Source organism: Kitasatospora sp. NPDC085895 (assembly GCF_040702125.1).
In the GTDB taxonomy this organism is placed as follows: domain Bacteria; phylum Actinomycetota; class Actinomycetes; order Streptomycetales; family Streptomycetaceae; genus Kitasatospora; species Kitasatospora arboriphila.
The window spans coordinates 127648-151117 of the sequence record NZ_JBFBJY010000005.1 but is presented as its reverse complement, the minus strand read 5'-3'; the positions used below and the strand labels follow the sequence as shown (position 1 = coordinate 151117).

Here is a 23470-nt window from a genome sequence, read left to right as displayed (position 1 = left end):
CGCCCGGGGTGGACGCCGTGGCGCAACGGGTCACCAGGTGTGCGCGGGCCTGCGCCGAGGGTGCCGGGACACGGCCGCGGCCCCGGTGCGGCCCCGGTGCGGCGAGGTGCGGCGAGGTGCGGAAACGGGCGGTGCGGGCGCTCCCCCGCGGCGGGCCGAAGCCCTAGGCTGGCGGCCATGGCAGCCAGACCAGCGAGTTCTCCCGCCGCTCCCGCCGCTTCCGACGACGACGCTTCGACGGAGGAGCGGCCGCGCCGCGCCGCGTACCGCCGGCTGTCGGTCGAGCAGCGCCGGGAGCAGCTGATCGCGGTGGCGTTGGAACTGTTCAGCTCGCGGCCGCCCGAGGAGGTCGGCCTGGACGACGTGGCGCAGGCCGCCGGCGCCTCCCGCCCGCTGGTCTACCGCTACTTCGCCGGCGGCAAGCAGCAGTTGTACGAGGCGGCGCTGCGCAGCGCGGCCGAGGAGCTGAGCCGCCGGTTCACGGTGCACGGCGGGGGTTCGCCGACCGAGCAGTTGTCGAGCGTGCTGGACGCGTACTTCGACTTCGTGGCCGAGCACGCGGCGGGCTACGGCGCGCTGCTGCGCGGCGGTTCGGTGGTGGAGACGGCACGGACCTCGGCGATCGTCGACGAGGTGCGGCGGGCGGCGCTGAGGCGCACGCTGCGGCACCTGGGGGTGCGCTCGCCCGGGCCGCGGATGACCCTGCTGGTGCGGTCGTGGATCTCCGTGGTGGAGGCGTCGGCGCTCAGCTGGCTGGACGAGGGCCGGCAGATCCCGAAGGAGTCGCTGCGGGACTGGCTGGTGGACGAGTTCGTCGCGATGAGCGCCGCGACGGCGGTGCACGACCGGCAGGCGGCCCGGATGCTGGCCGGGGTGCTGGCACTGGAGCCGCCGGACGGGCCCGCGGCCGCGCTGGTGGCGCGGCTGCGGGCGCTCCTGCCGGCACAGCCGGGCGCACCGGACCGGGGCAGGGCCTGAGGGCGTCTCTTGAACGGCGTACGGATGGCCGGCCTGGGAGGTGCCCCCACGCGCCTCTGAATCGGCCTCCGAGCGCCCTTTGAAGCCGACCCCTACGCGCTGCCGAGGAGTTGGCGCTGGCGGCCGAGGTCGCCGACTTCGAGTTCGACGACGTCGCCGGGGCGCAGGAAGGACGCGCCGGGGTGGCCGAGGGTGACGCCGGCCGGGGTGCCGGTGACGATGACGTCGCCGGGTTCCAGCACCATGAAGCGGCTGAGGTAGCGGACGGTCTCCAGCACCGGGAAGATCATGTCGGCGGTGCTGCCGTCCTGCCGCAGCGCCCCGTTGACCCAGAGCCTGAGCGGGAGCCGCTGCGGGTCGCCGACCTCGTCGGCGGTGACCAGCCAGGGTCCGAGCGGGGTGAAGGTCTCGGCGGACTTGCCCTTGTCCCACTGGCCGCCGCGCTCGTGCTGGAAGGCGCGTTCGGTGACGTCGTTGGCGGTGGTGTAGCCCGCGACGACGGCCGCCGCCTCGGCGTCGCTCTCCAGGTAGCGGGCGGTGCGGCCGATCACCACGGCGAGTTCGGCCTCGTAGTCGGTCTTCTCGGCGCCGCGCGGGATGAGCACGGTGTCGTTGGGCCCGACCACGGTGTTGCTGGGTTTGAGGAAGACGACCGGTTCGGCGGGGATCGCGGCGCCGGCCTCGGCCGCGTGGTCGCGGTAGTTGAGGCCGATGCCGACCACCTTGCCGGGGCGGGCGACGGGGGCGCCGATCCGCAGGCCGTCGAGGTCGATCCGGGGCAGCGCGCCGGAGGCCGCCTCGGCGGCCAGTGCGGCGGTGGCCGCCCGGTCGAGGCCGGCGAGGAAGGCGCCGTCGATGTCGCGGGTGCGCCCGGAGAGGTCGTACGCGGTGCCGTCGGGGCCGAGGACCGCGGGACGCTCGGCGCCCGCGGGGCCGACTCGGAGGAGCTTCACTGGCCGTCACCACCTGGTTCGTCGCATGTCGACGGGAGCTCACACGCCTCGCCGCCCTATGCATCCGAGGTATATCAGGGGCTCTGACCTGCGAACCAGTGGGTGACCTTCGGCGAATTCCTATCAATTCACACAAGGCCGGGAGGGCCGGAATCGGCTGGCCGTACGGTTGACAACCTCCGCCCGGCCGACCACCGCAGGGCGCGACCGCCACCGCCCGGCACCACCGGTCAGGTCTCGCGCTCCGGCCGGTACTCCTCCTCCGGCACTCCGAAGGTCCAGGCGACGCCGGCCCGGGCGGTGCGGGTCGACGGCGGCACGCGCAGCCAGTAGGTGCGGAAGGTGCCGTCCGGCTCCGCGGTGGAGTTGACCACCTCGACCATCACCACCGGCTCGTCGTCCGGCAGGACGATCCGCCAGAGCACGCCGGTCTCGTCGCGGTGCAGCGGCTCGGCGCCGGACTCGGCGAGGTACCGGTCGTAGCCGTAGTGCTCCAGCATCACCCGGCGCAGCTCGGCGTTCTCCTCCGCGCGGATCCGCTCCGGGGTGAGGCCGCCGAGGCCGTCCAGGAAGTCCGCCGGCACCGGCATGCCGCGCCAGGCGTGCAGGGCGGTGCCGTCCGCCCAGGCGAGGGCCGGGCCGTCGGCGCGGTCGAGCCGGCCGGCCTCGTCCCGGTGCAGTTCGGTGGGCCGCTCGGCGATCAGCGCGACCTGCTCGTACGGCCACCACCAGCCGGCCTGCCGGGCGGCGTCGGCGAGCGGGGCGAGCGCCGGCCCGTCGAGTTCGCCGGCAGCGTCGAAGGCGGCCAGCCAGGGCGCGTCGTGCTGGCCGAGGACGGCGTCGAGCAGCGCGACCCGGACGGCCGCGCGGGCGGCACGCGCCCGGCTGCGGATCCCGGTGTCGTCGTCCGGACCGGCCTCCGGGGCGAGGCCGTCCAGGACGGCGCCGCGGATCCGGCCGGCCATGGCCTGGTTCTGCGTCCACAGTTCGCCGCCGGTGAGCGCCCACAGCTCGGCCCAGCCGGGGGCGCCGAGCCGGGCGTGCACCCGGGCGCGGGCCTGCTCCCAGGGGTGGGTGCGGACCTCCTCGCGGACGCCGGCCGCGCCCTCGGCGCGCAGCGCGAGCGCGGCCCGGACGGCGGCGAGCGGCGAGTCGTACCAGCGCACCTCGGCGGGCTCGGGCAGGCCGGCCGCGCGGTACGCGGCGCGCACCGCCCGTTCGGCCGCGGCGCGGTCCGCCGCTCCGGTGGCCGCCGCGGCGGCCCGCCAGCGGGCGGTCGCCCCGGCGGGGGCGCTCTGCTGCAGGGTGTCGGTCATCGTGCTGTCCTTCCTCGTCCCGTCCGTGCTCGCCCGGTGCCCGGGTCCGTGCCCGGACGGTGCTCAGTCCGCCACGACGCGCACGGCGCCGGGCACGTACTCGCGCTGCCGCACCACCCGGTACCAGCCCTTGGGCAGCGGGATCACGGCGTGCTCCTCGTGCACCACCCGGCCGCCCTCGGGCAGGTGCAGCCAGGCGGTGCCGAACGGCCCGGCCTCCCGCCGCAGCGTGCCCGGCCCGACCACCGCGTGGGCGTGCCCGGTGACCTCGCCGAGCGCCAGCACCAGCCGGCCGCGGGCGTCCCGCGGCAGCGGCGGCAGGTCGGCCACCACGCGCGGCACCGCCGCCTCCCCCACCGGCACGATCAGCACGTCACCCTGGCGGTACATGCGGCACTCCCCGGCTCCGGGCCGACGGGGTGCCGGCCGCAACGAGGGGAAAGCTAGGGCCCGGCTCTGACAGCGCGTCGGCGCGCGGCCCCTCGCGCCGGGGTGTCGGCGCGGCCTGGTAGACAGAACCCGGCCGACCGGACGTCCCCAGGAGCAGCGCATGGCGATCAGCAAGCACATCGAGGAGTTCGGCGGGCTCCCCGTCGTGAACGTCCTGGCCGCCCTGGAGGACGGCCGCGAGCTGCCCGCCGCCGACGCCGCCGCCTGGCGGATCGCCCTGGACTACGACGACGAGAAGACCTTCGCCGAGGGCTGGCAGCGCTTCCTCGGCGCCGTCGACACCGGGCGGGTCACCGCCGTCGTGATCGGCAACTGGTCGCAGGAGGAGCCGGAGCCGCTCGCCGGCCCGCTCGCCGAGATCACCGGTGCCGCGGGCCGGCTGCCCGCGCTGCGTGCCCTGTTCGTCGGTGACATCACCTTCGAGGAGTGCGAGATCTCCTGGCTGCAGATGTGCGACATCACCCCGCTGTTCACGTCCTTCCCGCGACTGGAGGAGCTGGTCGTGCGCGGCGCCGGCCAGGACTGGGAGGGCAACGGCGGGCTGGAGATCGCCCCGCTGCGGCACGAGCACCTGCGCCGGCTGCGGCTGGAGGCCGGCGGCCTGCCCGGCAGCGTGCTGCGGTCCGTCGCCGCCTGCGACTTCCCCGCGCTGGAGAGCCTGGAGCTCTGGCTCGGCGTCGAGATGTACGGCGGCGACTGGACGCTGGACGACCTCGCGCCCTTCCTCGCCGGCACCCGGCTGCCGGCACTGCGCAGGCTCGGCCTGCAGAACACCACCCGCCAGGACGAGGTCTGCGCCCGCGCCGCGCAGGCCCCGGTCGTGGCCCGTCTGGAGCACCTCGCGCTCTCCATGGGCGCGCTCACCGACGAAGGCGCCGCCGCCCTGCTGGAGGGGCAGCCGCTCACCCACCTCACCTCCCTCGACCTGCACCACCACTACCTCACCGCGGAGATGCAGCAGCGGCTGCGCGAGGCCCTGCCGGACGTGGCGATCGACCTCTCCGACGCCCAGAAGTGGGACGACAACTGGCGCTACGTCGCCGTCTCCGAGTGACCCGGACAGGCAGGAGCCTCCGATGAGCAGGACCTTCCACGGGCTTCCCGTGTGCGACGTGCCGACCGCCCTGGACGCGGGCGAGGAGCTGCCCGCCGCCGGGGCGGCCGCCTGGCGGATCGCCCTCGGCCACCGGTACGGCGGCAAGACGGAGTTCGCGGAGGCCTGGCAGCGCTTCCTGGACGCGGTCGACACCACGCAGGTGCGCGCACTCGTCGTGGGCGCCTGGTGGGCCGGCGACTACGACGGCCTGGCCGGCCCGCTCGCCCGGATCGTCGACGGCGCCGACCGGCTGCCCGCGCTGGAGGCGCTGTTCGTCGGCGACGTCCGCTCCGAGGAGTGCGAGATCTCCTGGCTGGAGATGTGCGACATCACCCCGCTGTTCGAGTCCTTCCCCCGGCTGACCGACCTCGCCGTGCGCGGCGGCAACGGCCTGCGGCTGCGGCCCGTCCGCCACGAGCGCCTCCGGTCGCTGGCCTTCGAGTCCGGCGGCCTGCCGGCCCGGGTGGTCCGCGCCCTCGGCGAGTGCGAGTTCCCGGCGCTGGAGGAGCTCGACCTGTGGCTGGGCGTCGACGAGTACGGCGGCGACCACACCCCGGAGGACCTGGCGCCGCTGCTCACCGCCACCCGGCTGCCCGCGCTGCGCAGCCTCGGTCTGCAGAACAGCGAGTACCAGGACGACATCGCCGCCGCCGTCGCGCAGGCCCCGGTCGTGGCCCGGCTGGAGCACCTGGCCCTCGGCATGGGCGTGCTGACGGACGAGGGCGCCGCCGCCCTGCTGGAGGGGCAGCCGCTCACCCACCTCGCCTCCCTCGACCTGCACCACCACTACCTCACCGCGGAGATGCAGCAGCGGGTCGCCGAGGCGCTGGCCGGTGTCGACGTCGACCTGTCCGAGGCGGAGGACGAGGAGGACGAGGAGGACCGCTACGTGGCGGTCTCCGAGTAGCCCATGACCGATCGGCTCACCGTCCTCGGCAACCCGGGCCACCGCCGCGTCGCACTGTTCGCGGCGGCGGCGCGGGCCGCCGGGCTGCCCGAACCCGCCGTACTGCCCTGGCTGGACGTGCTGCGCGGCGGGTACGCGCTGCCGCCCGGCACCGTCCTGCGGATCGACTCCCCCGGCGAGGACACGGCGGTCGACGCGCTGCTGCGCGGGCCGGTGCTCGGCGCCGGGTACGCGCCGACCCGGGTCGAGGGCGGCGCCGCCTGGTACGCCGGGGTGTGCGCGGCGCTGCACGGCCTCGCGGCGCTGCCCGGGGTGCGGCTGCTCGGCGACCCGGCGGAGATCGCGGTGATGTTCGACAAGCGGTCCGCGCACCGGCGGCTCGCCGCGGCCGGCGTGCCGGTGCCGCCCGCGCTCGACGGGCCGCCGCCGCGGGACTGGGCGGAGCTGGCGGACCGGCTGGCCGCGGCCCGGATGCGCCGGGTGTTCCTGAAGCCGGTGCACGGCTCCTCGGCCTCCGGCGTGGTGGCCCTGGAGTTCGGGCCGCGCGGCCAGGTGCAGGCCACCACCTCCGCCGAGCTCGCCCCGGACGGCCTGCACAACTCGCTGCGGGTCCGCCGCTACCGCACCCCGGCGGAGGTCGCAGCCCTGGTCGACGCGCTCGCGCCGGACGGCCTGCACGTCGAGCAGTGGGTGCCGAAGGCCTCCCAGGGCGGCTGCTCGGCCGACCTGCGGGTGGTCGTCGTCGCCGGCCTGGCCACCCACGCGGTGGTGCGCACCAGCACCCGCCCGATGACCAACCTGCACCTGGGCGGCGCCCGCGGCGACCTGGCGCTCGCCCGGGAGGCCGCCGGCCCCGCCTGGCCCCGGCTGCTGGAGACGGCGGAGCGGGCCGCGGCCTGCTTCCCGAACTCCCCCGCGGTCGGCGTGGACGTCCTGCCGACCGCCGGCTGGCGGGGTGCCGTGGTCGGCGAGGTGAACGCCTTCGGTGACCTGCTGCCCGGCCTCACCGGCCTGCCCGGCGGCCCCGCCGAGGGCCTGGACACCTACGGCGCCCAGATCGCCGCACTGCTGCACACCGGCCCCCACCGGGCGCCCGGTCGCACCACCCGGACGGAACCACCCCGATGAACCATCAGATGCCCGACATGAACGACGTGATCGGCAGCCACGACCTGCTGCTGGTCACCCTGGACACGCTGCGCCTGGACGTCGCGCAGGAGCTGGCCGCGGCCGGCCGCATCCCGCACCTGGCGGCGCACCTGCCCGGCGGGCGGTGGGAGGAGCGGCACACCCCGGGCAGCTTCACCTACGCGGCGCACCAGGCGATCCTGGCCGGGTTCCTGCCGACCCCGGCGAGCCCGGACGGCCCGCACCCGCGGCTGTTCGCGGCCCGCTTCGCCGGCTCGGAGACGACCGAGCCGCGCACCTGGGTGTTCGACACCCCCGACCTGCCCTCGGCGCTGGCCGCCGCCGGGTACCGGACGGTCTGCATCGGCGGGGTCGGCTTCTTCAACAAGCAGGGCCCGCTCGGGTCGGTGCTGCCCGGGCTGTTCCAGGAGTCGTACTGGGCACCGGAGATGGGCGTGCCCTCCCCCACCTCCTTCGAGGCGCAGGTCGCCCGCGCCGAGCAGGTCTGCGCCGAACAGCCGGACGGGCAGCCGCTGTTCCTCTTCGTCAACGTCTCCGCCCTGCACCAGCCGAACTGGTTCCACCTGCCCGGCGCGACCCGCGGGCACGGCGACACCCGGGAGAGCCACGCCGCCGCGCTGGAGTACGTGGACGCGCACATCGGCCGGCTGTTCGCGGCGATGGGCCGGCGCCGTCCCTGCTTCGCGATCGTCTGCTCCGACCACGGCACCTGCTACGGCGAGGACGGCTACACCGGCCACCGGCTGGGCCACCCGGTCGTCTGGACGGTCCCCTACGCGCACTTCGTGCTGAACGCCACCGAGGAGTCCGCCCGATGAGCACCGCACCGGCCACGGCCGACTCCCCGTACCGGGCGTACGTCTACGCCTACCCGCACAAGACCGCCTACCGGCCGCTGCCGGGGCGTCCTGTGCTGCGCGAGCTCTGGGCGGGCGAGCCGCAGCACGCCCTCTCGCTCTACCTGCACGTCCCGTTCTGCGAGGTGCGCTGCGGCTTCTGCAACCTGTTCACCCGGATCGGCAGCCCCGAGGGGCTGACCACCGCCTACCTGGACGCGCTGGAGCGGCAGGCGTCGGCGGTGCGCGAGGCTCTGGACGCGGACGCCCGGTTCGCGCTCGCGGCCTTCGGCGGCGGCACGCCCACCTATCTGACCGCGGCCGAGCTGGAGCGGCTCTGCGACATCGCCGAGCAGCGGATGGGCGCCGACCTGCAGGCCGTCCCGCTCTCGGTGGAGGCCTCCCCCGACACCGCGACGGCCGACCGGCTCGCCGTCCTCGCCGAGCGCGGCACCACCCGGCTCAGCCTCGGCGTGCAGTCCTTCCTCGACGAGGAGGCCCGCTCGGCCGTCCGCCCGCAGAAGCGCGCGGCGGTGGAGGCGGCGCTCGGCCGCGTCCGGGCGGCGGGCATCCCGGTGCTCAACATCGACCTGATCTACGGCATCGACGGCCAGACCGAGAAGAGCTGGCTCGCCTCCCTGGACGCCGCGCTCGCCTGGCAGCCGGAGGAGCTGTACCTCTACCCGCTGTACGTGCGGCCGCTGACCGGTCTCGGCCGGCGCACCGCCGACGGCCCCACCCCGGAGTGGGACGCCCAGCGGCTCGCGCTCTACCGGGCCGGCCGGGACCACCTGCTGGCGTCCGGCTACGAGCAGGTGTCGATGCGGATGTTCCGCCGGACGGGCGCGGCCACCGCGAGCGCCGGCGAGTACGCCTGCCAGACCGACGGCATGGTCGGCCTCGGCTGCGGCGCCCGCTCGTACACCTCGTCCCTGCACTACTCCTTCGACTACGCGGTGGACGCCCGCGAGGTGCGCGGCATCATCGACGACTACGTCGCCGCCGAGGACTTCACCCGGGCCGAGGTCGGCCGGGCGATGGACGCCGACGAGTCGCGCCGCCGCCACCTGCTGCAGTCGCTGCTGCAGGCCGACGGGCTCGAACTCGCCTCCTACCGGCGGCGGTTCGGCTCCCTCCCGGCCGAGGACTTCGCCGCCGAACTGGCCGCCTTCGAGGCCCGTGGCTGGCTCGCCGGGACTTCCGGGCGGCTGGCGCTCTCCGCCGAGGGCCTGGCGCACTCGGACGCCGTCGGTCCGATGCTGTTCTCGCCCGCGGTCCGGGCCGCGATGGACGCGTACGAGGCGAAGTGACCGTCGACCTGGGGATGCCGGGGCCGCGCCCGGCCGAGACCCCGATGGACCTCACCCTGCTCTACCGAGGCCCGCTGGCCTCCTGCGACTACGACTGCCCGTACTGCCCGTTCGCCAAGCGGCGGGACAGCCCCGAGCGGCTGCGCGCGGACCGTGCCGCGCTGGAGCGGTTCACCGCCTGGGCCGCCGCGCGGACCGGCGACACCCTGTCGCTGCTGTTCACCCCGTGGGGCGAGGGCCTGGTGCGCTCCTGGTACCGGCGGGCCCTCGTCGACCTCTCGCACCTGCCGCACGTGCGCCGGGCGGCGATCCAGACCAACCTCAGCTGCCGCACCGACTGGCTGGCCGCGGCCGATCTCGACACCCTGGCCCTGTGGATCACCTACCACCCGGGGCAGGTCGACCGCGGACGCTTCCTGGCGAAGCTCCGGGAGCTGGCCGCACTCGGGGTGCGACACAGCGTCGGCATCGTCGGAGAGCCGGAACACCTCCATGCCGCACGGGAGTTGCGGGCCGAGCTGCCCACCTCGACCTACCTGTGGGTGAACGCCGCCGACGGCCGGAGCTACACCGACGAACAGGCCGCCGCCTGGACGGCGGTCGACCCGCTGTTCGGCTGGAGCAGGGATCCGCACCCGAGCGGCGGCCGCCCCTGCCGCACCGGCGAGTCGGTGGTCTCGGTGGACGGCGACGGCACGGTGCGGCGCTGCCACTTCGTCCGCCCGCCGCTGGGCAACCTCTACGACGGCTCCTACCGTGCCGAGTTGCTGCCCCGGCCGTGCCCGCTTCCGGTCTGCGACTGCCACATCGGCTACGTCCACCTGGAGGACCTGCCGCTGTACGACGTCTTCGCCGGCGGCGTCCTGGAGCGCATTCCGCACGGCTGGTGACCCGCGCCCCGGGGCGCGGGTCACCCCGGTCAGGCCGGGCCGAGCATCAGCTGCGCCGCCTGCTCCGCCGTCATCTCCTCGGGGACGGCGGCCAGTCGGGCCGCCAGGCTGCGGTGGCCGGTGGCCCGCTCCAGCTCGGTGAGGAAGGCGTCCGCCTCCTGGTCGGAGGCGAAGTCCCAGACCAGCAGCCGGTGCACCATCGCGACCGCCGCGACCTGCGGCAGCCCACCGCCGCCCGCCGCGCGCCGCCACTGCGGCACCAGCCGGCCGAGCGAGCAGCGGGCCTCGCCGACCAGCGGATGGGCCGGGCCGAGGTGGTGCTGCACCACCGGGATCAGCTCCAGCAGCATGCCGAAGGCCGACACCAGGTCCCCGGTCAGCGCGACGGCGTGCGCCAGCCGGGCCTGCGAGGCGAGCGCCCGGGCGTCGTACGGGCCGAGCGCCTGCACCAGCGCCGGCTGCACCTCGCGCAGCAGGTGCACGGCGCCGAACGGGTCGCCGGCCTCGCCCAGCGCCCGGGCCTGCTCCAGCCGGACCTCCAGGGTGTCGGGGTCGCCCGGGCCGAGCGCCTGCGCGGCATCGGCGGCGACCTGGCCGAGCAGGTGGACGGCGCCCGCGGCGTCGCCCGCGGCGCACCGCCGGTCGCCGAGCCGCCGCCAGGCCGCGAGGGCGTCCCGGTCGTAGCGGCCGAGCAGCGCGGTCATCTCGCGGGCCACCGACTCCAGCAGGTGGACGGCCGCGTCCGGAGTCGGCGCCTCGTCCGCCCGGTCCCGCAGTCGCACCAGCAACTCCCGTACGGCGGAAGGGGCTTCGGGGCCCGCGGGCACGGCCCCGTGCGGAGCGGCCGGGGCCGGGGCCGCTGCCGGGGTTGGGACCGGGGCGGGGGCGGGGGCGACCGGGCCGGCCGGCACCGGCGAGGGCCCGAAGCCCGGCAGAGCGGCGGGCTGGGCCGGAACGCCGACCGGGCCCGCGGACACGGGCGGCGCGGGGGGCGCCGGCTGCGCGGGCGGTGCGGGCGGGAATCCGGCGAGCGGCTGAACCGGCGGGGCACCCGTTGTTACCGACGGCCCGAAGCCCTGCGGTACGGCGGTCTCCAGCACGGTCGCGACCGGCGGCGCGGCCACCGCCCGCACCGGGGCCGGAGTCGGCGAGGGGGCCGGGGCCGGCACTCCCGCGGCACCGGTCTTGGCCAGCCGGATCCCCGACGGCGCCGCCGGGGCGGGCAGCACGTAGTCCTGCGCGGCCTCCTCGGCGGCCGGGGCGACGTCGGCAGCAGCAGTGGGCAGGGCGGCGGCAGGCGCGGCCAGCGCCCAGCCGTCCGCCGGCAGGCCGTCCACGGACGGGCCGTCCACGGACGCGGCGTCGGCGGCCCCGGGGGCCTGCGGCGGGGCGGCGGGGGCGGTCGGCTCGGGCACCTGGCCGAACCGGTCGGCGGGCTCCTCGATGGGCGGCATCCTCGGTCCTCGTTCGCTGCGGGTCGTCGGCGGTGGACGGGCGCCATCCTCCCATCGACCGGGGCCGTCCGGGTCCCCCGGACGGCCCCGGTGCGAGGATGGAGGCGGGCCGCGGCGACGATGCCGCCGCCCGGGTGGAGGAGGACCCGTCATGGCCAAGCAGGCCCCGCAGAGCGATCCGGCGCAGGACGCGCCGCAGATTTCCGCGCCGAAGCACGCGGCGGCCGGCGTCCCGGCCGTGCTGCACAGCCTGAGGATGGCCGGCGAGCAGATGAGCGCCCGCCGCACGCTGGCCGTGCTGAGCAAGGTGAACCAGCCGGACGGCTTCGACTGCCCCGGCTGCGCCTGGCCCGAGCCGGGCAAGACGCACACCGCGGAGTTCTGCGAGAACGGCGCCAAGGCCGTCGCCGAGGAGGCCACCGAGCGCCGGATCACCGCCGACTTCTTCGCCGCGCACCCCGTCCCGGAGCTGGCGCAGCGCTCCGGCTACTGGCTGGGGCAGCAGGGCCGGCTGACCGAGCCGATGCTGCTCGACGAGGGCTCCGACCGGTACGTGCCGGTCTCCTGGGAGCGGGCCTTCGAGATCGTGGCCGAGGAGCTGCGTGCCCTGGACACCCCGGACGGCGCCGCCTTCTACACCTCGGGCCGCACCAGCAACGAGGCGGCCTTCGCCTACCAGCTGTTCGCCCGCCGGCTCGGCACCAACAACCTGCCGGACTGCTCCAACATGTGCCACGAGTCGTCGGGGTCGGCGCTCACCGAGACGCTCGGCGTGGGCAAGGGCAGCGTCTCGCTGAAGGACCTCTACCAGGCCGACCTGATCATCGTGGCGGGCCAGAACCCGGGCACCAACCACCCGCGGATGCTCTCCGCGCTGGAGCGGGCGAAGCGGGCCGGGGCGACGATCGTCTCGGTCAACCCGCTGCCGGAGGCCGGCCTGGAGCGGTTCAAGAACCCGCAGAACGCCCGCGGCCTGGCCGCCAACGGCACCAAGCTGACCGACCTCTTCCTGCAGATCCGGCTCGGCGGCGACCTGGCGCTGTTCCGGGCGCTCAACCAGCTGGTGCTGGCCGCCGAGGGCGGCACGGACGAGGCGTTCATCGCCGAACACTGCCACGGATTCGAGGAGTTCGCCGCCGAGGCGAAGTCCACCGACCGCGCCGAGGTGCTGGCCGCGACCGGTCTGCCGTGGGAGCAGATCGAGGAGCTGGCCCGCCTGGTGCTGGCCTCGAAGAAGATCATCGTGTGCTGGGCGATGGGCCTGACCCAGCACCGGCACGCCGTGCCGACGATCCGCGAGGTCGTCAACTTCCTGCTGCTGCGCGGCAACGTGGGCCGCCCGGGGGCGGGCGTCTGCCCGGTGCGCGGGCACAGCAACGTGCAGGGCGACCGGACGATGGGCATCTTCGAGCGGCCGAGCACGGCGTTCCTGGACGCGCTGGGCCGGGAGTTCGACTTCGAGCCGCCGCGCGAGCACGGCCTGGACTCGGTCGACACCATCCGGGGGATGCGCGACGGCCGGGTGAAGGTGTTCTTCGCCATGGGCGGCAACTTCGTCGCCGCGACCCCGGACACCGAGGTCACCGAGGCCGCGATGCGCCGCTGCCGGCTCACCGTGCACGTCTCCACCAAGCTCAACCGCTCGCACGTGGTGACCGGTGCCCGCGCACTGATCCTGCCGACGCTCGGCCGCACCGACCGCGACTGGACGCAGGCCGGCGCGCAGTTCGTCTCGGTCGAGGACTCGATGGGCATGGTGCACTCCTCGCGCGGCGGGCTGCGGCCGCCGTCCGACGGCCTGCTCTCCGAGGTGGCGATCGTCTGCCGGCTGGCCCGGGCCGCCCTCGGCCCCGAGGACCCGACCCCGTGGGAGGAGTTCGCGGTCTCCTACGACGCCGTCCGCGACCGGATCTCCCGGGTGGTGCCCGGCTTCGAGGACTTCAACGAGAAGGTGCGCCGGCCCGGCGGCTTCGCGCTGCCGCACGGGCCGCGCGACAGCCGGACCTTCCCGACCGCGACGGGCAGGGCCAACTTCACGGTCAACCCGCTCACCGCGCCCGAGGTGCCCGAGGGCCGGCTGCTGCTGCAGACGCTGCGCTCGCACGACCAGTACAACACCACGATCTACGGCCTGGACGACCGCTACCGCGGCATCACCGGCGGTCGGCGCGTGGTGCTGGTGAACCCGGCCGACGCCGAACGGCTCGGCCTCGCCGACGGCCTGTACGTCGACCTGGTCGGCGAGTGGAAGGACGGCGTGGAGCGGCGGGCCCCGCACTTCCGGGTGGTGCACTACCCGGTGGCCCCGGGCGGCGCGGCCGCCTACTACCCGGAGACCAACGTGCTGGTGCCGCTGGACTCCACGGCGGAGATCAGCAACACCCCGACCTCCAAGGCCGTGGTGATCCGCTTCGAGCCGGACACCGGCGCGCCCGTCGGCTAGACGGCAACGCACGGCGGCGCACGGGGGCTCCCCCGCGCGCCGCTCTGCGTCGTGTCCGTGAACGGTGGGCCGCCGGCCCTTTGCCTACTGGGCGGTCGGGCTGCCGGAGGCCGGGGCCGAGGCGGTGCGGGAGGCGGATTCGGTGGAGCCGGCCGAGGCGGACGGGGTGCCGCTGCCGGTGGGCGTGCCGGAGCCCGACGGGGTGCCCGAGCCGGACGGGGTGCCGGAGCCGGACGGCGTGCCGCTGCCGGTGGGCGTTCCGGAGCCGGTCGGGGCGCCGGTGGCGGGCGGCGGGGTGGGCTTGGTCGGGGTGGGCTGGGTGGGCCGCGGCGGCAGGGTGGTCGGCTTGGCCGGGGCGATCCGCGAGGCGCCGACGGTGACCTGCGGCACCTTCCAGTCGCCGCCCTTGTCGTCGGCGGCCGAGTCCGGGTCGGGCCGGACGGCGCCGAGGATCGGCATGGCGCCGATCTTGGAGACCTTGACCACGTCTCCGGTGTGCGGCGCCTGCACGATCAGGCCGCCGCCGATGTACATGCCGATGTGGGTGGCGCCGCCGAAGTAGACCACGAGGTCGCCGGGGCGGATCTGGTTCAGCGGGACGTGCTTGAGCTGCGCCCACTGCTCCTGGCTGGTGCGCGGGATCGGCTTGCCGGCGTTCAGCCAGGCCTGCGAGGTGAGGCCGGAGCAGTCGAAGACGTCCGGGCCGGCGCCGCCCCAGACGTAGTCCTTGCCGAGCTGCTTGAGCGCCCAGGCGACCGCCTTGCGGCCGGCCTCGGAGGGGGTGCGCTCGCCCTTGCCGAGCGCGCCGGAGGCGAGGAAGGCGAGCTGGGCCTCGTCGGCCTGCTGCCGCTCCAGTGCCTCCAGTTCGCTGCGCTGGGCGCCGGTCAGCGAGCCGACCATGTCCTCGACGGCGGCGAGCCGCTTGGCCACGTCGGCCTTGGCGGCCTCCTGCTGGGTGGCGAGCGCGGTGGCCTGGACGAGCGCCTGCTCGGCCTGGGCCTGCAGCTCGACGAGGGTGGCGCGGTCCGACTTGAGGCGGTCCAGGAAGGCCTTCTGGGAGCGGCCCGCGGCGTCGAGCAGCTGGGCGATGACGACGGCCTGGTAGGGGTTCTCGGCGAGCATGAAGTCGGCGAGGTCGGAGGCCCGGCCGCTGCGGTACTGGGCGGCGGCGAGCTGGGCGGCGATCTCCACGCCGGCGTTGACCGCGGCCTGCTGGGACTCGACCCGGGCGCGGAGGTCGGCGACCTGGGCCTGCTGGGCGGCCTGCCGGGCGACGGCGGCGTTGTACTGCTCGGTGGCGGCCTCGGCCTCCTGGTAGAGCTGGTGCAGCCGGTCGAGCATCGGGCCGAGGGTGGTCTTGGCGTCGGCCAACGGGTCGGCGCCGGCGGCCGCGGTGAGGGTGGGCGCCGGGGTCGGCGCGGCGTACGCGGCGGTGGCCAGCGGCAGCGACAGCGCGGCCGCGGCGAGCACGGCCCCGCACCGCATGGCGGCCCGCACCCAAGGTCGGACGCCGTTCTCCGTACGCTGCCCAGCCGACATCGGCCGCCCTCCCCAGTCCAGCCCGGCCCGGGCCCGCGCCCGGTGATCTCTCCGGAGAATCCTGCCATGTGACCGGCAGGTAACGGCAGGGGGCCTGCGGTCCGTCCGGTGAATTCTCAGCGAGTCCTCACCCGGGGGGTTCACCGGCCCGGCCGAGGGGGTGTGAGGCAAGTCTCACCAAACCCCCACGAAGGTGGATCCAAGCGGACACAACGGCCCTACAGAGCCTCGGTTTCCACACTTTCGCAATGTTCGTGCAACCCCCGATCCACCATCGGAACCACGATTCCCAACCCTGTTCACCTTCCGTTCACCCGGGCTCCCTACGGTCACGCCTGACAGCAGCGTCAGTCCGACAACTACGACGATTGTTTGGTTATGGAACACATCACGTTCCTGGTGGCCGTTGTGATCATCACGGCGCTCGCCTTCGACTTCACCAACGGGTTCCACGACACCGCCAACGCGATGGCCACCTCCATCGCGACGGGAGCCCTCAAGCCCAAGGTCGCGGTCACCATCGCCGCAGTCCTCAACTTCGCCGGAGCCTTCCTCTCCGTGAAGGTGGCCACCACCATCTCCGGCGGCATCGTCAACGAGAAGGCCGGCCTCCAGCCGTCGATCATCTTCGCCGCCCTGGTCGGAGCGATCCTCTGGAACCTGCTGACCTGGCTGAAGGGCCTGCCCTCCAGTTCCTCGCACGCGCTGTACGGCGGCCTCATCGGCGCCACCGTGGTCGGCGTCGGCATGAACGGCGTGAACTTCGACGTCGTCGTCACCAAGATCCTGATCCCGGCGGTCGCCTCCCCGCTGGTGGCCGGTCTGGCCGCCTGGGGCGCCACCCGCCTCGCCTACCTGATCACCCGCGGCGGCCGCGAGGAGACCACCGAGAAGGGCTTCCGGCGCGGCCAGATGTTCACCTCCTCGCTGATCTCGCTGGCGCACGGCACCAACGACGCGCAGAAGACCATGGGCATCATCACCCTGACCCTGGTCTCCGTCGGCGCCCTCAAGCCCGGCGCGCTGCCCCCGACCTGGGTCATCGTCAGCGCCGGTGCGGCGATCGCGCTCGGCACCTACATGGGCGGCTGGCGCATCATCCGCTCCATGGGCAACGGCCTGACCGAGATCCGCCCCCGCCAGGGCCTCGCCACCGAGACGGCCGCCGCCACGGTCATCCTCACCTCGACCCACATGGGCTACGGCCTGTCCACCACCCAGGTCTGCTCCGGCGGCATCATGGGCGCCGGCCTCGGCGGCCCGAAGCGCGAGCTGCGCTGGAGCCTGGTGCGCCGCATGGTCTACACCTGGGGCCTGACCCTGCCCGCCGCCGCCGCGGTGGCCGGTCTCGCGGCCTTCGTCGCGGACCAGGGCGCCTGGGGCGTGGCCCTGGTCGGTGCGACGCTGGTCGCCGGCTCGGGTGCGATGTGGATCGCCTCCCGCCGGCAGCCGGTGCACGCCGGCAACGTCAACGACGTCCAGGAGGTCGAGGTGCCCGCGCAGGCCACCCCGACCCCGGCCACCACCACCGTCGCGGCCTGACCGGCCGACCAGTCAGAGAGGACGGGTAGCCGTGCACATCAAGTGGGACGCCCTCGCGCAGACCGCGGGCCTCAGCTTCGCCATCACCGTCGCGGTGGTCGCCGCCTTCGCCCTCGGCATCCTGGCGCTGTCGCGCCGCGAGGCCGCGCAGGAGGCCGTCCGGTCCGGGATCCCGGGGGCCGGCAGCGGCAACCTGGCCCTGGCCGGTGCCGCGCTCTGCTTCAGCATCTGCGCCTCGGTGGTCTTCTACGGGATCACCCTGATCGCCGGGCACTGAGCCGCACGCACGACGGAAGGGCCCGCGGGGTACGCACCCCGCGGGCCCTTCCGCGTGCCCGGGCCGGCCGGACCGACCCGGCCGGCCGGGTCTCAGTCCTCGACGAGCTCCGGGGTGCGCGCCGCCGGCGCGTCCATGGTGGTGCGCAGCGGGGTCTCCCGGATGAACAGCACGACCAGGAAGGCGAGCAGCGCGAACGGCGCGGCCAGCAGGAAGACGGTGCCGACGCCGTGGCCGAAGGCGTCCGTCACCAGCGGGACGATCGGGGCGGGCAGTCGGTGCAGGTCGGGGATCTCGCCGCCGCCGAGGGCGCTGCCGGTCGGGTGGACGCCCGCCCGGGCGAGGTTCTCGGCGAGGTAGCGCGCCACCCGGTCGGCCATCAGGGCGCCCAGCGCGGAGACGCCGACCGCGCCGCCCATGGTGCGGAAGAAGGTGACGACGGAGCTGGCCGAGCCGAGCTCCTCGCGCGGCACGGTGTTCTGCACGGCGAGCACGAGGTTCTGCATGGTCAGGCCGAGGCCGAGGCCGGCCACCGCCATGTAGAGGGCGAGCAGCCCGTACGCGGTGTCGGCGCGGGCGGTGCCGAGCAGTCCGAAGCCGACGGCGAGCAGCAGGGTGCCGGCGACGAGGTAGCCCTTCCAGCGGCCGTAGCGGGTGATCAGCTTGCCGGCGACGGTGGAGGAGACGGCGAGGCCGAGGATCATCGGCAGGGTGAGCAGGCCGGCCGTGGTGGGCGACTTCTCCTTGGCCAGCTGGAAGTACTGGCTGAGGAAGGTGGTCGCGCCGTACATGCCGACGCCGACCAGGACGCTGGCGACCGCGGAGAGCGTCACCGTGCGGTGGCGGAAGAGGTGGAGCGGGATGACCGGTTCGGCGGCGCGGCGCTCGGCGGCGACGAAGAGCACGGCGAGCACGGCGGTGCCGGCGAGCATCGCGGCGGACTGCCAGGACACCCAGTCGTAGTTCTTGCCGGCCAGGCTGACCCAGATCATCAGCAGGCTGGCCGCGGCGGTGACGAGCAGCGCGCCGAGGTAGTCGATCCGGGCCTTGCGCCGCGGGGCGACCGGCAGCCGCAGGGTGCGCTGCAGTACGGCGATCGCCAGCAGCGAGAACGGGATGCCGACGTAGAAGCACCAGCGCCAGCCGAGCCAGTCGGTGTCCACGATGACGCCGCCGATGAGCGGGCCGCCGATGGTCGCCAGGGCGAAGACCGCGCCGAAGTAGCCGCTGTAGCGGCCGCGCTCGCGGGGCGTGACCATCGCGGCGAGGCAGATCTGGGCGAGTGCGGTGACGCCGCCGGCGCCGATGCCCTGCAGCACGCGGCAGGCGATCAGCTCGCCGGTGTTCTGCGAGAGGCCGGCCAGGGCGGAGGACAGGATGTAGATCACCAGGGCGATCTGCACCAGCAGCTTCTTGCTGGCCAGGTCGGAGAGCTTGCCCCAGATGGGGGTGGAGGCGGTCAGCGACAGCAGGGTCGCGGTGATCACCCAGGTGTAGGCGGACTCGCCGCCGTGCAGGTCGGTGAGGATCGTGGGCAGGGCGTTGGAGACGACGGTCGAGGAGAGCACGGCCACGAAGAGGCCCAGCAGGAGGCCTGACAGCGCTTCCAGGACTTGCCGGTGCGTCATGGGGGTCGTCGGGGTCATGGAGGTCCTTCAGCGTGAATTTTCGTTGCCTAAAGCAACCGTAAGCGTGATGGTTGAGTTAGGCAACTTTCTTCAAGCGCAAGCAAAGCCCGGCCCTGCCGCGACGGCGGAGGGCCGGGCAGCACCCGGAGGACCGGTCAGGCCGGGGCGGACCCCTCGGCCCGCATGGACTCCGCGGCCAGCTCGTTGAAGCGGTGCAGCAACTCGGCGAAGCGCTCCACGTCCTCCTCGCCCCAGGCCGACATCAGCTCGCGGAACCGCTCCATCCGGGCGTCCCGGGCGCGCAGGTAGCGGGCGGCGCCGTCCTCGGTGAGCGAGAGCAGCGAGGAACGGCGGTCCAGCGGGTCGACCTCGCGGCGCAGCAGGCCCAGCACCTCCAGGTGCTTCACCTGCCGGCTGATCGAGGCCTTGCCGATCCCGAAGTGCAGCCCGATGTCGGTCAGCCGCACCCGGCCCGACTCCTCCACGTACGCGAGCATCACGTACGCCGCGGCCTCCAGCTCCGGATGCACCCGCCGCGCCATCTCCGCAGCCCGCGTCCGCCCGCGGCGGAAGAGCAGCGCCACCTCCCGCTCGACCGCGCGGAACGCCTGGTCGGCCGACTCCTGGTCATTCATGGCGCCAGTATCCCGTAGGCCGCGCCTCCACCCCCGGACAACTGCTTCATGTTATGAAGCATCCGTTTCACACCCTTTGCCCCTCGCCCTCAAGGAGGCGACCCATGGCCGGCCCGCGCCCCGGATTCCTCACCGAGGTCAAGGACGCGGTCACCCCGCGCGCCTTCCTGCTCGTGCTCGGGGTGCTGCTGCTCCAACTCGCCTTCACCGCCAGCTACGTCGGCGCGCTCCACGACCCGACCCCCCATCAGCTCTCCATCGCCGTGGTCGGCCCCGCCCAGGCCGTCCTCCAGGGCACCTCGGCCCTCCACGACGTCCCGGACCGGGCCGTCCGGCCCAGCACGGCGGAGGACCGGGCGAGCGCCGTCCAGCTGATCAAGGACCAGAAGGTGTACGCCGCCTGGCTGATCGACCCCACCGGCAGCGAGGACACCCTGCTGGTCGCCACCGCCCGCGGACCGGCCGCGGCGACCGCCGCCGAACGGATCGTCGGCTCGCTGGAGTCCGCCCAGCAGCGGACCCTGGGCACCGAGGACGTCGTCCCGCTCGCCCCCGGCGACGCCGAGGGCCTCTCCTCCTTCTACCTGGTGGTCGGCTGGTGCGTCGGCGGCTACCTGGTGGCCTCGATCCTCGGCATCAGCGCCGGTTCCCGGCCCGCCGACACCGACCGCGCGCTGCTGCGGCTCGGCACGCTCCTCCTCTACTCCGCCGCGGCCGGCCTCGGCGGCGCGCTGATCACCGGACCGGTCCTGGACGCCCTGCCCGGCCCGGTCCTGCCGATCTGGGGGCTCGGCACCCTGGTGGTCTTCGCGGTCGGGGCCTTCACCATGGCGATGCAGTGCCTCTTCGGGGTGGTCGGGATCGGCATCGCCGTGCTGATCTTCGTGGTGCTCGGCAACCCGAGCGCGGGCGGGGTCTATCCGCCGCCGCTGCTGCCGCCGTTCTGGCGGGCGATCGGCTCCTGGATCCCGAACGGCGCCGGCACCGACGCCGCCCGCTCCATCGTCTACCTCGGCGGCACCGCCCTCACCCCGCCCTTCCTCGTCCTCGCCGCCTGGGCCGTCGCCGGCGTCGCCATCACCCTCCTCACCGCCGACCGCACCAGCCAGACCCCGGCGGAGGATGCGGCCCGGGGGCGTGGGGAACCGCGCACCCCCCGTACGGCGAACCGTCCGAAGCGATGAGCCCCGTCGGCGGCGTGCCCTCAGGCTTCGGCGGCGGCGAAGCGGCCCGGGTCGGCGACGACGGCGCGGACGACCCCGATCCCCGCGCCGAGCAGCGGCCCCCGCCGCCCCAGCCGTGAGGCCGTCAGCCAGTCGTCGTGCCAGGCCCGGACGGTGACGCGGTCGGCGAGTTCGGTCCGCATGGCGGGGAGCAGCCAGGCGGCCAGCTCCGCGTAGCCGCCGCCGAGCACCAGCGCCGCCGGGTCGAGCAGGTTGACGGCGCCGGCGGCGGCCACGCCGAGCGCCGAGCCGGCGGCCTCCAGCGCGGCGAGGACGGCCGGGTCCCCGTCGGCGGCGCGGCGGGCGAGCAGGGCGACCCAGTCGCCGCCGGTGTCGGCGAGTCCGGCGGCGCGGAGCACGGCGGCCTCTCCCGCGTACTGCTCCAGGCAGCCGCGGGCGCCGCAGGGGCAGGCGGGCCCGTCCGGGTGGACGGGGACGTGGCCGAGCTCGCCGGCGTAGCCGCGGGCGCCGCGCAGGAGGCGGCCGTCCACCACGAGGGCGGCGCCGATGCCGGCTTCGGCGGAGAGGTGGAGGAAGTCGTCGGGGCCTTCGCCGAGCCAGAGTTCGGCGAGGCCGCCGAGGTTGGCCTCGTTGTCGACGTCGATGGGCAGGTCGGCGAGGGGGTGGGCGTCGGCCTCGCGCAGGGCGCGGCGGAGTTCGGCGGCGAGCGGCAGGTCGGACCAGCCGAGGTTGGGGGCTCGTTCGACGACGCCCTCGGCGGCGCCGACGAGGCCGGGGACGGCGACGGCGAGGCCGGCCGGGGTGAGGCCGCAGGAGTCGGCGACCTCGCGGAGCAGGACGGCGAGGTCGCGCAGGACGGCTTCGGCGGGGCGGTCGCGGTTGGTGACGTCCTGGCGCAGCCAGCCGCGGACTTCGCCGCGGAGGTCGACGACGCAGGCGGCGAGGTGTTCGACGCCGATCTCGCCGCCGAGGCCGGCGGGTCCCTGCGGGTCGAGGGCGAGGGCGGTGCCGGGCCGGCCGACCTTGCCGCTGGGGACGGCGGGGCCGCATCCGGCGAGGAGGCCGGCCGTGGTGAGTTCGTCGACCAGGGAGGAGACGGCCGCCCGGGTGAGGCCGGTGGTGGCCGCGACCTCGGCGCGGGAGCGCGGTCCGGCCGCGAATTCGCCGAGGACGAGGGCCAGGTTGGCCCGGCGCATGCCCTGCTGACTCGCGGGCCGGGCCCGTCTGGCGTCCGTGTCCCTCATCTCCTCGTCACCTCTCGTTCGACGGCCGAACACCCGGTCGACCGGTTGCAGGGTATCCACGTGCGCCGGTCCCGTTCGCGCGGCACTCGGGGCCGCGCGAACGGTACCGGCCGCACGGGCCCCGACCTGCACCGGGGGCCCGCGGCCGCGCTCGTCGCGGGCCGGCTCGCGGGCGGCCGGTCAGGCGCCGAGCAGTGGAGCGCCGGCGGCGAGCACGGCGGCGATCCTGGCGGCCGCGGCCTCGTCCTTCTCGACCGGGTCGAGGACGGGTCCGGCGGCGGTGCCCCAGCGGCGGGCGACCTCGGCGGGGTGTTCGCCGGTGAGCAGACCGGCGGCCTGGGCAGCGGCGCCGAGGGCGACGAGTTCGCCGGCGGCGGGCACCTGGACGGCCCGGCCGGAGAGCCGCCGCACGGTGTCCTGCCAGGCCCGTCCGCGGGCTCCGCCGCCGATGAGCAGCAGCGGCGCGCCACCCGCGGTCTCGCTGCCGGCGGCGAGCACCAGGTCGAGGGCGGCGAGCAGGGCGTACGCGGCGCCGTCGTAGGCGGCCTGGAGCAGTTGGCCGGGGGTGGTGTCGTGGCGCAGGCCGTGGACGAGGCCGGCGGCGTGCGGCAGGGCGGGGGTGCGCTCGCCGTCGAGGAACGGCAGGACGACGGCCTCGCCGCCGGGTTCGACGGCCTGCCGGTCGAGGCCGAGCAGGGTGGCGAACCGGTCGACGGCGAGGGTGCAGTTGAGGGTGCAGGCGAGCGGCAGCCAGTCGCCGTGGGCGGCGGCGAAGCCGGCCACGGTGCCGGTCGGGTCGGCGGGCCGGCCGCGGGTGACGGCGTAGACGGTGCCGGAGGTGCCGAGCGAGAGGGCGGGCTGTCCGTGGACGGCGCCGGTGCCGCCGCCGAGGCCGAGTCCGAGGGCGGCGGCCGCGTTGTCGCCGGCGCCGAGGGCGACGGGGATGCCGGACCGCAGTCCGCCGAAGGGGCCGGTGGTCTCGCCGGCCGCGGTGCCGGGTGCGGCGAGCGGCGGCAGCAGGCCGGGGTCGAGGCCGACGAGGTCGAGGATGCCGGTGTCCCAGCCGTGCTCGCCCCACCAGCCGGTGCCGGAGGCGTCGCTGCGTTCGGCGGCGGGGCGGCCGGTGAGCCGCTCGGTGAGGTACTCGTGCGGCAGCCGGACGGCGGCGACCCGGCCGGTGAGGCCGTGGTCGCGCAGCCAGGCCCACTTGGCGACGGTGAACGAGGCGTTGGGGACGCTGCCGGTGCGCCGGGCCCAGTCCTCCCGGCCGAGCTCGTCGACCAGGGCGGCGGCCTGTCCGGCCGAGCGGGTGTCGTTCCAGAGCAGCGCGGGGTGCACCGGGTCGCCGGCGGCGTCGAGGGCGACGAGCCCGTGCTGCTGGCCGCCGATCGCGAGGGCCTCGGCCCGCCCGGCGCAGCCGGTGCCGGCGATCGCCTCCTGCAGTGCCTGCCACCACTGCCGCGGATCGCTCTCCCGGGCGCCGCCGCTGCCGGTGACGGTGTGCGCCGCCCGGCCCTCGCCGAGCACCTCGCCGGTGGCGGTGTCCACCGCGAGCGCCTTGGTGGACTGGGTGGAGCTGTCCACCCCGATGACGATCCCTGCCATGACTTCCTCTCCGTCCGCCGCGTCGGGGCCTTCC

Annotated in this window: 20 protein-coding genes; 11 read left to right on the top strand and 9 right to left on the bottom strand. The window is 75.3% G+C overall.

The window, feature by feature from the left end:
- Nucleotides 1-177: 177 nt before the first annotated feature.
- The gene (locus AB0442_RS05080) at nt 178-978 is read left to right on the top strand and encodes a helix-turn-helix domain-containing protein (RefSeq protein WP_366160672.1); all 801 of its coding nucleotides are present in this window, start codon (nt 178-180) and stop codon (nt 976-978) included.
- A gap of 92 nt (nt 979-1070) precedes the next feature.
- Here the strand turns inward: AB0442_RS05080 and AB0442_RS05075 are convergent, their stop codons facing one another.
- The 3 genes from AB0442_RS05075 to AB0442_RS05065 form a co-directional block, all read right to left on the bottom strand.
- Entirely contained in the window at nt 1071-1931 is an 861-nt protein-coding gene (locus tag AB0442_RS05075) for a fumarylacetoacetate hydrolase family protein (protein ID WP_366160671.1), read from the bottom strand.
- A gap of 230 nt (nt 1932-2161) precedes the next feature.
- The gene (locus AB0442_RS05070) at nt 2162-3247 is read right to left on the bottom strand and encodes a DUF6745 domain-containing protein (protein WP_366160670.1); all 1086 of its coding nucleotides are present in this window, start codon (nt 3245-3247) and stop codon (nt 2162-2164) included.
- Nucleotides 3248-3310: 63 nt separating this feature from the next.
- Entirely contained in the window at nt 3311-3637 is a 327-nt protein-coding gene (locus AB0442_RS05065; protein ID WP_366160668.1) for a hypothetical protein, read from the bottom strand.
- Between the two features lie 160 nt (nt 3638-3797).
- Here AB0442_RS05065 and AB0442_RS05060 point away from each other — a divergent pair, with 160 nt between their 5' ends.
- Genes AB0442_RS05060 through AB0442_RS05035 form a run of 6 tightly spaced genes read left to right on the top strand, consistent with a single transcriptional unit; the run spans nt 3798 to nt 9885 of the window.
- Nucleotides 3798-4751: an STM4015 family protein gene (locus tag AB0442_RS05060; protein WP_366160666.1), complete on the top strand. Its 954-nt coding sequence runs from the start codon at nt 3798-3800 to the stop codon at nt 4749-4751.
- Nucleotides 4752-4773: 22 nt separating this feature from the next.
- Entirely contained in the window at nt 4774-5700 is a 927-nt protein-coding gene (locus tag AB0442_RS05055; RefSeq protein WP_366160665.1) for an STM4015 family protein, read from the top strand.
- A 3-nt stretch (nt 5701-5703) separates the two neighbouring features.
- Nucleotides 5704-6828, top strand: a complete 1125-nt coding sequence (locus tag AB0442_RS05050) for an STM4014 family protein (RefSeq protein WP_366160664.1) — start codon at nt 5704-5706, stop codon at nt 6826-6828.
- Nucleotides 6829-6845: 17 nt separating this feature from the next.
- Nucleotides 6846-7667, top strand: coding sequence for an STM4013/SEN3800 family hydrolase (locus AB0442_RS05045; RefSeq protein WP_366160727.1), 822 nt, complete (start codon nt 6846-6848; stop codon nt 7665-7667).
- Nucleotides 7664-8995: an STM4012 family radical SAM protein gene (locus AB0442_RS05040; RefSeq protein WP_366160662.1), complete on the top strand. Its 1332-nt coding sequence runs from the start codon at nt 7664-7666 to the stop codon at nt 8993-8995. The genes AB0442_RS05045 and AB0442_RS05040 overlap by 4 nt, the downstream gene beginning before the upstream one ends.
- A 44-nt stretch (nt 8996-9039) precedes the next feature.
- Nucleotides 9040-9885 (top strand): STM4011 family radical SAM protein, encoded by an 846-nt coding sequence (locus AB0442_RS05035; protein ID WP_366160725.1) that lies wholly within the window; start codon nt 9040-9042, stop codon nt 9883-9885.
- Nucleotides 9886-9914: 29 nt separating this feature from the next.
- Here the strand turns inward: AB0442_RS05035 and AB0442_RS05030 are convergent, their stop codons facing one another.
- Nucleotides 9915-11339, bottom strand: a complete 1425-nt coding sequence (locus AB0442_RS05030) for a hypothetical protein (protein WP_366160661.1) — start codon at nt 11337-11339, stop codon at nt 9915-9917.
- Between the two features lie 151 nt (nt 11340-11490).
- Here AB0442_RS05030 and AB0442_RS05025 point away from each other — a divergent pair, with 151 nt between their 5' ends.
- Nucleotides 11491-13782, top strand: a complete 2292-nt coding sequence (locus AB0442_RS05025) for an FdhF/YdeP family oxidoreductase (RefSeq protein ID WP_366160660.1) — start codon at nt 11491-11493, stop codon at nt 13780-13782.
- An 84-nt stretch (nt 13783-13866) separates the two neighbouring features.
- Here AB0442_RS05025 and AB0442_RS05020 read toward each other — a convergent pair whose 3' ends face one another.
- A complete protein-coding gene (locus AB0442_RS05020) occupies nt 13867-15321 on the bottom strand; it encodes an NlpC/P60 family protein (protein ID WP_366160659.1) in 1455 nt (484 codons plus the stop codon).
- Between the two features lie 378 nt (nt 15322-15699).
- Between AB0442_RS05020 and AB0442_RS05015 the strand changes: the two genes are divergently transcribed.
- Nucleotides 15700-16863, top strand: a complete 1164-nt coding sequence (locus AB0442_RS05015; protein ID WP_366160657.1) for an inorganic phosphate transporter — start codon at nt 15700-15702, stop codon at nt 16861-16863.
- A 31-nt stretch (nt 16864-16894) separates the two neighbouring features.
- On the top strand, nt 16895-17140 hold the full coding sequence (locus AB0442_RS05010; RefSeq protein ID WP_363542514.1) for a hypothetical protein: 246 nt from the start codon (nt 16895-16897) through the stop codon (nt 17138-17140).
- Nucleotides 17141-17232: 92 nt separating this feature from the next.
- Here AB0442_RS05010 and AB0442_RS05005 read toward each other — a convergent pair whose 3' ends face one another.
- Both AB0442_RS05005 and AB0442_RS05000 read right to left on the bottom strand, forming a co-directional pair.
- The gene (locus tag AB0442_RS05005) at nt 17233-18786 is read right to left on the bottom strand and encodes an MDR family MFS transporter (RefSeq protein ID WP_366160655.1); all 1554 of its coding nucleotides are present in this window, start codon (nt 18784-18786) and stop codon (nt 17233-17235) included.
- 137 nt (nt 18787-18923) lie between these two features.
- Entirely contained in the window at nt 18924-19403 is a 480-nt protein-coding gene (locus AB0442_RS05000; RefSeq protein ID WP_366160654.1) for a MarR family transcriptional regulator, read from the bottom strand.
- A 104-nt stretch (nt 19404-19507) separates the two neighbouring features.
- On the opposite strand from AB0442_RS05000, the gene AB0442_RS04995 reads away from it, so the two are divergent.
- Nucleotides 19508-20587, top strand: coding sequence for a DUF3533 domain-containing protein (locus tag AB0442_RS04995; protein ID WP_366160652.1), 1080 nt, complete (start codon nt 19508-19510; stop codon nt 20585-20587).
- Between the two features lie 20 nt (nt 20588-20607).
- Here AB0442_RS04995 and AB0442_RS04990 read toward each other — a convergent pair whose 3' ends face one another.
- A complete protein-coding gene (locus tag AB0442_RS04990; RefSeq protein ID WP_366160651.1) occupies nt 20608-21831 on the bottom strand; it encodes an ROK family protein in 1224 nt (407 codons plus the stop codon).
- A 180-nt stretch (nt 21832-22011) separates the two neighbouring features.
- A complete protein-coding gene (gene xylB, locus AB0442_RS04985) occupies nt 22012-23436 on the bottom strand; it encodes a xylulokinase (protein WP_366160650.1) in 1425 nt (474 codons plus the stop codon).
- Nucleotides 23437-23470 lie beyond the last annotated feature (34 nt).